Origin of the sequence: Pelolinea submarina, assembly GCF_003966975.1 — a bacterium.
GTDB classification, from domain to species: domain Bacteria; phylum Chloroflexota; class Anaerolineae; order Anaerolineales; family Anaerolineaceae; genus Pelolinea; species Pelolinea submarina.
The window spans coordinates 2068704-2081016 of record NZ_AP018437.1 but is presented as its reverse complement, the minus strand read 5'-3'; the positions used below and the strand labels follow the sequence as shown (position 1 = coordinate 2081016).

13 protein-coding genes and 1 tRNA gene are annotated in these 12313 nt (G+C 44.2%); 3 read left to right on the top strand and 11 right to left on the bottom strand.

Going from position 1 to position 12313, the window contains the following annotated elements:
* Positions 1–7 precede the first annotated feature (7 nt).
* From Pelsub_RS09230 to Pelsub_RS09220, 3 genes are all read right to left on the bottom strand, one after another.
* The gene (locus tag Pelsub_RS09230) at positions 8–406 is read right to left on the bottom strand and encodes an Hsp20/alpha crystallin family protein (RefSeq protein WP_116224020.1); all 399 of its coding nucleotides are present in this window, start codon (positions 404–406) and stop codon (positions 8–10) included.
* A gap of 18 nt (positions 407–424) precedes the next feature.
* Complete coding sequence (gene tpx, locus Pelsub_RS09225; RefSeq protein WP_116224021.1) at positions 425–949, bottom strand: thiol peroxidase; 525 nt, start codon at positions 947–949, stop codon at positions 425–427.
* A gap of 186 nt (positions 950–1135) precedes the next feature.
* Entirely contained in the window at positions 1136–2272 is a 1137-nt protein-coding gene (locus Pelsub_RS09220) for a GGDEF domain-containing protein (RefSeq protein ID WP_158675057.1), read from the bottom strand.
* A 649-nt stretch (positions 2273–2921) separates the two neighbouring features.
* Between Pelsub_RS09220 and Pelsub_RS09215 the strand changes: the two genes are divergently transcribed.
* Positions 2922–3545 (top strand): hypothetical protein, encoded by a 624-nt coding sequence (locus Pelsub_RS09215; RefSeq protein WP_116224024.1) that lies wholly within the window; start codon positions 2922–2924, stop codon positions 3543–3545.
* 153 nt (positions 3546–3698) lie between these two features.
* On the opposite strand, the gene Pelsub_RS09210 is transcribed toward Pelsub_RS09215, so the two are convergent.
* The 4 genes from Pelsub_RS09210 to Pelsub_RS09195 form a co-directional block, all read right to left on the bottom strand.
* A tRNA-Arg gene (locus tag Pelsub_RS09210) sits at positions 3699–3772 on the bottom strand.
* Between the two features lie 156 nt (positions 3773–3928).
* A complete protein-coding gene (locus Pelsub_RS09205; protein WP_116224025.1) occupies positions 3929–4369 on the bottom strand; it encodes a hypothetical protein in 441 nt (146 codons plus the stop codon).
* 3 nt (positions 4370–4372) lie between these two features.
* Complete coding sequence (locus Pelsub_RS09200; protein ID WP_116224026.1) at positions 4373–5938, bottom strand: hypothetical protein; 1566 nt, start codon at positions 5936–5938, stop codon at positions 4373–4375.
* A 65-nt stretch (positions 5939–6003) separates the two neighbouring features.
* Positions 6004–7374 carry a peptidoglycan DD-metalloendopeptidase family protein gene (locus Pelsub_RS09195; protein WP_158675056.1) on the bottom strand — a complete coding sequence of 457 codons (1371 nt, stop codon included), beginning with the start codon at positions 7372–7374 and terminating at the stop codon, positions 6004–6006.
* 110 nt (positions 7375–7484) lie between these two features.
* On the opposite strand from Pelsub_RS09195, the gene Pelsub_RS09190 reads away from it, so the two are divergent.
* Both Pelsub_RS09190 and Pelsub_RS09185 read left to right on the top strand, forming a co-directional pair.
* Positions 7485–8246, top strand: a complete 762-nt coding sequence (locus Pelsub_RS09190) for an exodeoxyribonuclease III (protein ID WP_116224028.1) — start codon at positions 7485–7487, stop codon at positions 8244–8246.
* A gap of 27 nt (positions 8247–8273) precedes the next feature.
* Positions 8274–8924 (top strand): response regulator transcription factor, encoded by a 651-nt coding sequence (locus Pelsub_RS09185; protein ID WP_116224029.1) that lies wholly within the window; start codon positions 8274–8276, stop codon positions 8922–8924.
* Positions 8925–8933: 9 nt separating this feature from the next.
* On the opposite strand, the gene Pelsub_RS09180 is transcribed toward Pelsub_RS09185, so the two are convergent.
* The 4 genes from Pelsub_RS09180 to Pelsub_RS09165 are packed head-to-tail and all read right to left on the bottom strand — an operon-like array spanning position 8934 to position 12300.
* Positions 8934–9305, bottom strand: a complete 372-nt coding sequence (locus tag Pelsub_RS09180) for a diacylglycerol kinase family protein (protein WP_116224030.1) — start codon at positions 9303–9305, stop codon at positions 8934–8936.
* Positions 9302–9736, bottom strand: a complete 435-nt coding sequence (gene ybeY, locus Pelsub_RS09175; protein WP_116224031.1) for an rRNA maturation RNase YbeY — start codon at positions 9734–9736, stop codon at positions 9302–9304. Before ybeY ends, Pelsub_RS09180 begins: the two co-directional genes overlap by 4 nt.
* Positions 9717–11834: an HD family phosphohydrolase gene (locus Pelsub_RS09170; protein WP_116224032.1), complete on the bottom strand. Its 2118-nt coding sequence runs from the start codon at positions 11832–11834 to the stop codon at positions 9717–9719. Before Pelsub_RS09170 ends, ybeY begins: the two co-directional genes overlap by 20 nt.
* A 13-nt stretch (positions 11835–11847) precedes the next feature.
* Positions 11848–12300 (bottom strand): GatB/YqeY domain-containing protein, encoded by a 453-nt coding sequence (locus Pelsub_RS09165; protein ID WP_116224033.1) that lies wholly within the window; start codon positions 12298–12300, stop codon positions 11848–11850.
* Between the last annotated feature and the right edge of the window lie 13 nt (positions 12301–12313).

Here is a 12313-nt window from a genome sequence, read left to right as displayed (position 1 = left end):
CAATTATTTATTTGACTTTGATGTTTACCGGTAGGATTTTGGGCAGCCTGATCTCCAAAAAACCGTTTTTATAAATTGCCTGGATGTTTTTGTGATCGATGTCATTGGGGACATCCACCATCGTGTTGAATTCGCCGTAGGGAATTTCTAGGCGATGGAAAGCGCCATCCGGATTGACCAATGGACGTTCACCGCTAACCAAAACAGAATTCCCTTCAATGCATACCGTGATATCCTCCTCATTCAAACCGGCAATTTCAACTTTTATGAGGTATTCATCGGCTGTTTCGAATAAGTCGGTGGCCGGATGCCATGCATGCGGTGTATAACGCAATTTCAGGTTGACAATTTGCGCTGTGACTTTAATGGTTCCTCTAGACTGTTCTCTTTTCTCAAACTCATCCATGGTTCTCTCTAATTCTTTCTATTTTTCCAATAGCTTTTTCGCTGTCCGCAGTATTTCATCATAATTCGGCTCTTGACTCAACACGGGCATGTAATCGGCATACTGCAGGATATTCTCCTGATCAACGATAAACACCGCCCGCCGCAAAATACGCGGTTCACTAAGCAAACAGGAATACTTCATGCCAAACTCAGTATATTTATGATCAGACAGCACTAGAACCTTATCAACCCCGGCCGCACCGCACCAGCGCGCCTGTGCGAAAGGCAGATCAGTGCTTATCACCAGGATGGCAATATCCTTGGATAAATTAGCAGCTTCCTGGTTGAAGCGGCGCGTCTCTCGATCGCACACGGAAGTGTCCAGCGAGGGCACGGAAGCGATGATGCGCAATTTGCCTTTTGTTTCGTGCAGCGCCTGGACTTCCTGCCAATCCTGGTTGATTACGCGGAAATCCTGCGCGTCAATGCCCGGTTCCAAATCCAAACCGACAATGGATACATCTCGATTTATAAACTGAATGATACCTTTGCGTTCAATCATTATTCACCTATGTTAATCATCCAAAACCATTGTACCTAATAATATTCAGGTAAACTCGAATCGAGTGTAAGTATTTTATAAAAAAGTAAAAATATCACAAGTTTTCACCAGCAATTAATATTCCCCCCAGTGATTGAACTGGGAGGGAATAGGTTATGAACAGCATAATTTACTGATTCTTATACGCTATACACTGTTTGAGACCGTAGCGGAAATATTTGTTTTTCTGCCGGAAAGGCTTTCCTCGCGCATGATTTTGAATGCTGATTTAAGATGAGTTTTCAGGGACTCACCACGCTGGGCGGTGGATGTGCCGAAGGAAATATTGAGCGGCAGGTTCTTGTGCGTGCTGTTAAAGTCATCCAGACGGTCACCCAGCCGGCCCATGACGATGTCCATAATTCCGGTATCGGCACTGGGCAGCAGCACCGCGAACTCGTCCTGACCGTAACGAGAAACGATGTCCTCCTGACGAAAGACGTTGGTAAATAGGCTGGAGAGGTTCATGACCTGTTCATCCGCTACCTGTATACCGTGTAAAGCCTGGGTGGCTTCCAGGTCAAGGATCTTGGCGACGATGATACTGATGGGATATAAACGGCTTTTTTCCAGACGGTTGAATTCCGTTTCAAAAAACAGGCGGTTGTACAGACCGGTCAGTCCGTCGTGCGTGCTGATGTAAGACAGATCATTGCCATTGACATCTGATGATCCATTGAGGACTTTCTCCAGGAATTGCGGTTCGCGCCGCATGGCGCCCATGGTGGCGATGATCATCAAAGAAATTATCAGGCTGACGGAGAACCAAATGAACAGGGAAAACATGATCTTTCCGGATGGGGTCAGCGTGATGGCGGGGGTAAGTCTGCCGGAAGCCGAAAGGATATTCAATCCAACCAGGACAACTACAGCCAGAATTAATGCCACCCAACGGTCGCGGCTGTCCAGCAGCAGTACGGCTGTGATGGCAAAGAGTTGGATGCCCATGGCGCTGCCCACGTCACCGGCTGGATCGGCAATGAAATACGCCTGAAGGGCTACAGCAATGAACATTCCGGACATGATCAACCGGCTGGCTCCTTTCATATTGTCGGCGCGGATCATGAAGAAGGTGGCTACGCCTACCACCAGGATCATGGATTCGATCAGCACGTCGGTCCAATGCGCCGGCGGAAAAGCCGGGCTGAGGGTCATCACCAACCGGACTGTCAGGAAGAAAATCCCAAACGCGATATAGGTGAGGCACAAAATAACCAGGATACGTGCAATCAAGCCTTTATCGTAGAATCCTTTAATACCAAGCTGCTTAAGTAGTCTTATCATCATCATTCCCATAGAAAACTGATATTTCGATCTTGATTAATATAATGAATGCACCAACGAATAATAGTATTCCCACTATTATCAGCGTATTAATTATACAAATATTTTCTCTATAAGTGAAAATACTTGCATAAATTTTTGATAGTTAATCCACTTATCAGCATTCTCATTCGCCAGTTGTGATATCAACAGATTGGTCGGATAATATTTATACAGAAATTCCTTGTTGTATTAAGGAATACCATAATTAACTACATCTATTTATTTAAAATGGTAAATGAAAATGAGGTGTTCAGATGGGATCTGAAGTATGGCAAATCTTTGCTTCATTTATTTTGTGGGTGATTTGTGCGTTGATTGCTTATAAGATCGTTAAGAAGAAAACACCGGAAGGGGAATCCATTAAAATGGTTAAAGTTATTTTGATTACATTGGGTTTACGGTTTCTTATTGGGATAATTCTTGTAACAATTTCATTATTAACCCTCGTGCCTATTCCTACTTTTTAATAAGTATTCCCATTAAATGAATAGCGCCCTCGGGAGGATTCGCCTGCCCAGACGGCAATTCGGAGAACTCATTTTCAGATTTTCAGCTCCAGTTCAGATAATAATGGTTCGAAATTGAAAAATTTACCAGGTTGGTCGCAATGAACTTACTAGACTTATATCGAAAAGAATATATTGAAAAACGCTTCGAAAGAATGGAACTATTCCTGCAAATTCAATATAAATATGAAATCAAAAAAGCTTTATATCCTGGAAGCTATGTTCATATAACCCCTTCTTTTGTGATCCCGCAAGTAATTTATGTTGATTCAGATAAAAATGCGAATAGATTTTTTAAATACCCTCAACAAATTTCCGAATTCCTTGAAGGGAATAAAAAATATCAGGCTAAGCCCTCATTTCGATTTATTAATAGCGATTATTCAAAGCCTCTTGATCTCCCAGAAAACCATTTCGATCTTCTCATTTCTCAATGGGCCGGACCAGTTTCTCAATTTTGTAAAAATTTCCTTAAGCATGGGGGAATCCTCTTAGCAAATAATAGCCATGCGGATGCAGGAATAGCATTTTTAGATTCCGATTATGAACTAATAGCAGTTGTTCAACAAAAAAATGAGAAATTTCTTATCTCAGAAGAAAATCTAGAAACATATTTTATTCAAAAATTCGATAAGGACGTTACTATTGAATCTCTAATCCAATCAGGAAGAGGAATCGCTTATAAGAGGACGGCGAATTCTTATATATTTAAGAAAATAATTTGAAAATACTCAAGATATTGTTTAATTCACTTAGGTGCTTGTCCTTTTTCGAAAACAAATTCTCATTTTATAAGATTATGGGGTTGTTTAGCGACTCGTGAATTTAGAAGTCCACTACTTTGTCCAATTGTGCTACGAGGGTCTTTAAATAATGAGCGCCCTCGGTGGGATTCGAACCCACAACCGTTGGATTAGAAGTCCAGTGCTCTGTCCAATTGCGCTACGAGGGCGTGCGTAAGATATTCTTTTGTTAATACCCTCGGTGGGATTCGCCTGCACTGGCACCAGGCCAGGGAACCCACAACCAAGAAGTCCAGTGCTCTGTCCACTAGCACTACGAGGGTGTGAAAAATCGCTTGAATTATATCAATGGAACGGTATTCTGGTTAATCTTCTTGAAATATTCGGATACCCTTGTAGACTTGCGGACCGGTCAGCGTGACCAGCACCGTATTGGCCGGCCGGTTGACCATTTCACTTAATTCCGCCGCACTGAGCGGTTGGTTGCCGTTGGCTAAAAAGATGCGGAAAACTTTGGCGATCAGGGGCATATTGTCGTTGATGAATTCAGGTTGGCGTGCGCAATGATTCATCAGTTCATACAACAGCCCGTCTTCCTGACGGATTTCGGCGGTTTCAGGATCCACGGTGTCGATGATTACATTTTCATTTTGTTCCTGGAACATCTGCTGATGGCTTTCGCATAGATAACTTTGAAGAAAAATTCGCCAATTGGAATCATTCTCTTTCCACCACTCAAAATCAATGTGGAAACGTGTATCCACTGTGGGACGCAGCAGGCTGGGGCGTTTGATATTTTCTGGCATTGACTAAGCCTCCTTCTCACTAAAGTGGAAATAAAGGTCACCTAAATGGGAAATGGAAGCTTCATTCAACAGGTGATACAGGATCAAACTGGGTGGGCAGCGGCGCACAACGTTGATTGCAGCGTATAACTCCTGCGCGTGCACCTGGCCTTGCGGGTTGAGTTTTGCCAATTCGCGCGTGATACGGAGGATGGTTTTGGTGATTGGCTCTTTCTCATAAACCTTATTCTTCCAAATTTCATCCACTGCCGCTACATCCGGAATTGCCACGGCCATGCGCTCGTTAAAATCAGCATTGATGTTATGTTTAAGCATGGCAAAAACAATACCTTGATCGGAACCGATCAATACAGTTTTTAACCATTCCTTGTTTTGACGGCTTTTGTCGAAACAGATAATGATTTCACCAGGATTTTTGCTCTTCTTTACTTTCAACACACTTCCCGGCATAATCTCATGTTCTTTATACCAATCCGCCAGGCCATAAATATAATTAAAAGGCCTGACGACCCAACCGCCAAAACGATCGCCGGTTAATTCATCCACGAAAGTAAAGTTTACCCGAGGCGCTTCGTGCGCGGTGGGGAAGAACTCTCGCAGTGAATTGGAAAGGGGCAATGTGCCGGAACGCCAGTGCGGGTAAATCAGAGAGACGGAAATTTCATCGCCATTGGCGTGAGGAGAATCCCAGGTTTCAAATTCATCATAAAGCGTACCTTCAAAGAGCTCCAGGTATTTGTCTAAACCCTCGCATGAATATTCGCGCGGAGTATATTTCAGGAAAATCGGGCATTGTTTGACGTCATCAGGCTCCATATCGTGCAGGAACCAAAGCGTTTCTCCCGCAGGCCCAACTTCATCAAAACGTTTATCATCTTGCAGCGCCAAATCAAAGGAAAATTCCATCAATTTGTCATTTTCATCCGCTTCCAGCTCAACCTGTTTCATTAGTTCAACAATGCTTAAAGGGCCGCCATTAGCTTCCTCTAAAACCGCTTCGGCTAAATTTAAATAGCCTACGCCAATGTCTACTAACAATGAACGCGGGAACCAATTGCCGGCAATTTTCACCAGGTCGTCCTGTGATTTCAAAGCTTCTGAAAGACGGGTTTTCAGCAAGGCTCCATGTTGAGCGATTACAGCTTCGGGATTGCGATTAGGATCATTTTCATCAATTTCAATCGCTTGATTGAGAGGATGATCGGGAAGGTTGGCTGCAAAAGAATGGGTATCACCCGTTTCCATTTTGACCTCAATCACTTTAAGGTCTTCATATTCAGGGTTGAAGCCACTGCGAACGGCGGTTACTTTCCCTTTTTGCATCGAGAATGCCGGAAATACCAGGTTATCCCCTTTGTTGAAATCATCTTTAGGCAGGTAGATTGCACCCCGAGAATTGGCGCTTTCTTGAAGTCTAGCTGCCTCTTCTTCGATGCGATAGGTTACCAGTGCTTTGAGTAGTTCTTCGGATTTAATGGGAGTTGCTTTTTCAAGCAGCAAGTTGTAGATAAATTCGATATCGGACTGTTCAATATTAAATCCGGTCCAATAATCTTCTGTAATTTTCATCGATGCAATCATATACTTACTGAAAAATTTCCTTTCAACTTGTTATTATACTGTAGCCGCGGCGACTAAGGATAAATATTGTCCACCCAATCAAAAGGATCCACGGCATTCCCATTTACCCATATATCCCAATGTAAATGCGGTCCCGTTACACGGCCTGTCTTGCCAATCTGACCGATAATTTGTCCAACCTCGACATGATCGCCTACATTTACCTGAATTTCACTCAAATGCGCGTATCCTGTGTAGATTCCCTGTCCATGATCAATGAAAATAGTATTCCCGCGAATATCCGTCGTCCCGGTAAAAGCTACGACGCCGGGCGCTGGGGCATAAACGTTCAAGCTGTTTACGACAACCATAAAATCCAACCCGCCGTGAAAACCAAAATACTGCCCGCCGTTATATGAACGGCGGCTGCCATAGTAGGATGAGAAAGCCATGGTGTCATTATCCAACGCGCCATCTACCGGGAAACGGAAAACGCCGTTCCACATTTTTTGTTGTGAAATCGGGTTTAATATTTGGGCAATATCTGCCGCTTCACGATCATTAACCTCTTTTTCGATCGTGGTACTTTCGACCGTTAATTCCTCGTTGGGATAATTCCCTGATTCCATAAGTATCATTTGCTCGGCGGAGAAAGAACCGCCTGCATCAAATTGTCCATCCAAACGCAAATCCATCAAACCCGGTTGTGCCAACGCATGAATCCCTTGCAGTGCATAATAATACTGGTCGGCTTCGTCACGGAAGAAATTGAGTGTGTAGCCGCCCAAAGTACCACTTATTGTGGCGGGTCCATCGGTGTATATACGGATTACACTGGTATGGCCCTGAACAATCGGTAAGGGGGATAATTCGATTTTGGAGATATGTTCGGAGACAGAAGATGTGAATCCGGCTATTTCAGACGAATAAAAGAAAAGAACTTCATTGGGTAATGTGATTGATTGTGATACCTGATTGATACTGCCTAAATACCAGGGATTCAGGTTATTTCGCAACGCTGCTACCAACAGCGAATCGTCAGCGCCTAAAACCACCGAATTATTAAAAGCGTTTTCATCCTGGCCTTCCGGCAAGATCAAATTTGACCCAACGTAAATCTCCGCGGGGCTGGTAATCGAGTTGAGAATTTGAAAGTTTTCCTGGCTGATTTTGTATCGGCGTAAAATGCTTGAAAAAGTTTCACCAAACTCTACCGGGGTAGTGGTTAATACGCCGCTGATGCCGGTGATACCGGGAATAATCAACTGGGTGCCCTCAGAAATCACATTTGAATCTACAATGTCATTGGCAGCGATTAGATCCATCACCGAAATACCGAATTTCTCAGCAATCTGTGTTAAATTTTCGCCGGATTGAACAATATAGACAGGATTGGGGCCCTCATCCTGCGCATTTACTGTTTTTACTGAGGACAATAAAAACATTAAAGCTATAATAATGCTTAATATTTTCTTGTACATTAGAAGTGAGTATTGTGAATTGTGTTTTGACCTTTATAAAAATTAACCTGATAAGTTTACCATAACGAGAATAAATGAAAATTACTACATGGAATATCAACGGTATCCGGGCGGCCATGGGCAAAAATATCCTGGACTGGGTTAGTTCCTACCAGCCGGATGTGCTTTGCTTGCAGGAGATTAAAGCAAAAGAAGACCAAATTGATATTGAGCAATTCAAAGCCATAGGTTATGAACCGGTTTTCAATCCGGCCGAACGCCCAGGCTACAGCGGAACAGCCACGCTCTTCAAAGCTGATCCACCAGAGATTATTAAAGGATTAGGCAAAGAGATTTTTGATAATGAAGGACGCGTCATCCGCACAAGCTTCCCGGATTTTGAACTCTTCAATATTTACTTTCCCAATGGTGGACGCGATAATAATCGTGTTCCCTATAAATTGGATTTCTATGCATACTTATTGGATATCTGCGATGAAATGCAGCGGGCAGGTAAAGAGATTATTATCACCGGTGATTTCAACACAGCCCATAATGAAATTGATTTGAAGAACCCTAAGGCCAATGAAAAGAACACGGGTTTCCTGCCGGAGGAACGGGTATGGATTGATCGCTATCTTGAACACGGATTCATTGACGCTTATCGGAGCTTGTATCCAGAAGAAGAAAGTTACACCTGGTGGACTTACCGTTTCAGCGCGCGGCAAAAGAATATCGGCTGGCGGTTGGATTATTTCCTGGTGACTCCGGGAATCATGAAACGAACAAAAGATGTCGTAATCCATTCCGAGGTAATGGGTTCAGATCATTGTCCGGTGACTATCATTCTTGATTAAAATAGAACCGAGAAAGGGATGTAAATTTTGAAAATACGTATCATTATTGTAGATGACCACGAGATCGTTCGGATCGGCATGCGCAGTCTGCTGGAGCAATATCCTCAATATGAAGTCGTAGCAGAAGCCGGGAATGCAAAGGAAGCAGTTGAACAAGTGCAAACCTTCAACCCGGATATTGTGTTAATGGATATTCGATTGCCCGGAAAGTCCGGCATTGACGCCTGTGAGGAGATCAAACAGATTTTGCCTGATACAAAGGTAATCATGCTGACGTCTTACGCAGAAGATGAAATGCTATTTTCGGCTATCAAAGCCGGTGCTTCAGGATATGTGCTCAAGCAAATTGATTCGGAAGGATTGATAAAATCGCTGGAAGCTGTATCGCGGGGTGAAGCATCGCTCGACCCGGCTGTCACGCAGCGCGTGTTCCAGGAAGTACGCAAAGCGGTGAAAGAAGAGGAAGCCGCGTCCTTTGTAAACCTCAGCCAACAGGAAAAAATGGTCCTCAAGCTGGTTTCAGAAGGAAAGACCAACCGGGAAATTGCACAAGCACTTTATCTGGGTGAGGGGACAGTGCGCAACTACGTGAGCAGTATCTTATCCAAATTAGGCGTCAGCAACCGCGCAGAAGCGGCAGCTTACGCTGTAGAACATAATTTGAAGGAATATCTGTAAAGCGGACTTCTAGAATAGCGCAATTAATTTCGGAAGAAAGATAATTAGTCCAATAATCACTGAACTGGCCGCGATGATCAGCACAGCACCTGCGCTGACATCTTTGGCTTTACGCGCCAGGTCATGTTTCTCGGGGCTGGCTAAATCCACCGTATATTCAATCGCGGTGTTGATCATCTCCGTCACAAAAACCGCACCGATGGTCAACATAAGAATGGCCCATTCCAACGCGGATACTTTCAGGAGCGCCCCAGCGGTAATCACCAACACCGCGACGGTAAAATGAATTTTTAGATTGCGTTCTGTTCGAAATGCGTAATCAAAACCTAAAAACGCATTGCCGAAGGCCGCTCGAAATCCGTTGTTTTTCTTTGCATTCATGCAGTGAAAATAGCCTCAATGATTTTGTCCTGTAGGGGCATCATTACAGGATCACCTTCTTCAGCCTCATGGTCGTAACCATAGAGGTGGAGAACGCCATGCACAATCAATATGCATAATTCCTTGTCAATACTATGTCCGGCTTGATCTGCCTGTTCCTTGAGCTTTTCAGCCGAAATAATGATGTCTCCCAGGTATCGGGCGTTGGTTTCCGGGTCAATCATATCGTAAACAAAGGATAATACGTCCGTGGGAGCGTCAATATGACGGTATGTGCGGTTCAATTCCTGAATATCCGCATTGCTGCTGATAACGATGGTCAGGTCGCAATCGACTGCGTCCAGATAAACTAGCGTCTTTCGCGCGTAATTCTGCAGGTGATCCGTGTCAACCCAGGTTTGAAACTCTTCATTAACTTGATGGTGAATCATTCTTTTCAGGGCCTTTTATTTCTGTTTCTTCTTTTCTTTCAGGATACTTAACTCGTTGGTGATAGCTGTTTGTCAATGTTTTTGTGAAGGAAAGTGAGACCAATCTCAGATCATTCAATGTTAACTCTGTGTGGGAAAGATAGCCCATGCTCAGGTAATGATCGATGGCACCATCCACGATTTTCCTGATTTCTTCCACAGTCTTGGGGGAATCTGCGCGTACGCGAGCTTCGCAGCCATCGGCCAGCATTAACAAAGCGGTTTCTTTTGAATTCGGATTTGGACCTGGATAACGGAAAAGTTCCGCATTGACTTTGTCCGGATCCTTGCTTTCATTTAGCGCCTGATTGTATTGGTAGCGGGTCAAAGAAGTGGCGTGGTGTTCTCTTATGAAAGCTTCAATTTGCGGAGGAAGATGATATTCCATTGCCAACTTCAATCCATCCTCAACATGCCGGACAATCGTTGCCGAAGCTTGAGCCGGGTTCATCTTATCGTGCGTATCTATCTGTGTGGTGGGCTGGTTTTCGATAAAGAAAAGCGGATTCTTCAGTTTACCGACATCATGATACAGTGCGCCCACGCGCGTAAGCAGCGCATCGCAATTGATAACTTTCGCGGCCTGCTCAGCCAGATTGGAGACTTGCAGACTGTGCTGGTAAGTGCCCGGAGCATTAATGAGCAATTCCTGCAGCAAAGGATGATCCGGCCTGGCTAAGTCCATCAACTGAAGCGCGGTGGTTTTTCCTGTAATTTGTGAAAGGATATATTGGAAGATAAGTGTCAAGCTGATTGAGCCGAACCCGTTGATGAAAGACGCACCGATCAATGAACTGACTCCGGAGAAATCCAGATAAGAATTCAGCAAGCGATAGGCAATCACCAAAGCGCTGCCGCTGAAGCCGATTGCCAAACCCGCCAGAAAGAAGATGGTAATGCGGCGCCCGCGACCCAAAATGAAGATAGCAATAGCCGTCGGAATCAGATAATAAATAGCAAGATCGATCGTACTGCTTTCATTGTATGCGGCCAGGATAGATAAGGTAATGGAAAATATCAATCCGGTTTCGTAATCATACAAGCTGGCAACCGTCAGTCCAAATGCCGCAATCGGGAACATATAGGGCAGGATAGTGTGATTGGGAATAATCAGTTTCGCGGCAAAGAGAAACACCAGGAAGGTGATCGCAATTATCGCTAAATCCTGGATTTTCTTACCAGTGGTCTGGCGAATGCGCCGGATATAAAGCATGTTGAAAGCCATAAGAACCGCAGTCAATAGACTCGCGGATAAATAATCCAGGACCTTATTTCGGGGTTCGGTATAACCCAGCTCCTGCAGCGCCTCCCAGGTGAGTATGTCAATCACTTCACCACTGCTAACGATTGTTTCGCCTGCCACATAGGTTTGCGTTACCGGCTTGACATTTTCTCGGGCGTTCATTATCGCTTCGGAGGTGGCATCGTTGCTATATAGGCTATTAGCCACGATCATTTGCGTAACGATGTTATTGATAATGCCTGCTTCCGTTTCGCTGAAATCAAAACTAATCTGAGTAGATACATTGCGCTGCATGGTGGCAATCTGATCCTCACGAATCGAATTGCGCATCATTTCTTCCAGCAGATAAAGTGATTCTTCCTGAATATCCGCCCATTTTTCATCATCGAGCGAAAATATGGCTTCCGCTATTTCACTGGAAATGGTCAGATCAGATAATTTTTGTGTATCGGAAATTTTCTGGCCCAGTGTGGAATAAGAATCAGAGCGTACTGCGCTGATGTAATTCAATACAACCCGCAGCTTTTCAACCTGTTTACGGGTAATGGAGGGATCAGCTGCCAAATAGATAGGCTGTACGGATTTCTCAGCGTCATCGCGTGCTTCTTCGGTCAGAATTTCGCTCTCATAACTGAACGTCCGTGGAGCGTTGATATCCTGAAAAGCGACATCCCCAATATTCAATAGGGAAGTCTCCTGGCGCAACGAAATAGGCAGAACAAGTATCAGGAAGACCACTACTGCCAGCGCAATGACCGACAGGGTGTTGGTCAGCTTGTTCTGCTTAAGGAACGCTTCAATTCGGTTGGAAAGCATCTTAAATTGGTTACTATTTTTCGGTCGTTAAAATCTCTTTTACGATTTTACTGATTCTGTCATTGGATGCCTGACCGGCGGCTTTATCAATGGCAATTTTCATCACCTTACCCATTTCTTTAATGGTTTGGGCTCCGGTTTCCTGGATGGCCAATTTCACCAAGTCTGACAGTTCACTGTCGGATAATTCTTTGGGCAAGAATTCTTTAAGAAAATCGATTTCAGGCTGAAGGGAAGCGGCCATTTCATTTCGACCGCCTTTGATGGCTTCGGCAATAGTCTCTTCTTTTGTTTTGATCTCTTTTTGCAGCAGCGCAAAAACTGCCAGGTCATCCAATTCTTTACCGGCGTCAACTTCAGCCAATTTCATCGTCGAGAGTGCCAAACGTAAAGAATTACGTTTCATCTCGTCTTTATCTCGCATAGCTTGTTTTAAAGCAGCTTCAAGCGTGTCTTTTACACTCATTCTTCCTCACTAC

Excerpts from the sequence above, each read along its gene's own strand:
- Pelsub_RS09180 (WP_116224030.1), bottom strand. The coding sequence starts at position 9,305 with ATGAATGCAAAGAAAAACAACGGATTTCGAGCGGCCTTCGGCAATGCG.
- Pelsub_RS09215 (WP_116224024.1), top strand. The coding sequence starts at position 2,922 with ATGAACTTACTAGACTTATATCGAAAAGAATATATTGAAAAACGCTTC.
- Pelsub_RS09165 (WP_116224033.1), bottom strand. The coding sequence starts at position 12,300 with ATGAGTGTAAAAGACACGCTTGAAGCTGCTTTAAAACAAGCTATGCGA.
- Pelsub_RS09230 (WP_116224020.1), bottom strand. The coding sequence starts at position 406 with ATGGATGAGTTTGAGAAAAGAGAACAGTCTAGAGGAACCATTAAAGTC.
- ybeY (WP_116224031.1), bottom strand. The coding sequence starts at position 9,736 with ATGATTCACCATCAAGTTAATGAAGAGTTTCAAACCTGGGTTGACACG.
- tpx (WP_116224021.1), bottom strand. The coding sequence starts at position 949 with ATGATTGAACGCAAAGGTATCATTCAGTTTATAAATCGAGATGTATCC.
- Pelsub_RS09220 (WP_158675057.1), bottom strand. The coding sequence starts at position 2,272 with ATGATAAGACTACTTAAGCAGCTTGGTATTAAAGGATTCTACGATAAA.
- Pelsub_RS09195 (WP_158675056.1), bottom strand. The coding sequence starts at position 7,374 with ATGTTTTTATTGTCCTCAGTAAAAACAGTAAATGCGCAGGATGAGGGC.
- Pelsub_RS09200 (WP_116224026.1), bottom strand. The coding sequence starts at position 5,938 with ATGAAAATTACAGAAGATTATTGGACCGGATTTAATATTGAACAGTCC.
- Pelsub_RS09190 (WP_116224028.1), top strand. The coding sequence starts at position 7,485 with ATGAAAATTACTACATGGAATATCAACGGTATCCGGGCGGCCATGGGC.
- Pelsub_RS09205 (WP_116224025.1), bottom strand. The coding sequence starts at position 4,369 with ATGCCAGAAAATATCAAACGCCCCAGCCTGCTGCGTCCCACAGTGGAT.
- Pelsub_RS09170 (WP_116224032.1), bottom strand. The coding sequence starts at position 11,834 with ATGCTTTCCAACCGAATTGAAGCGTTCCTTAAGCAGAACAAGCTGACC.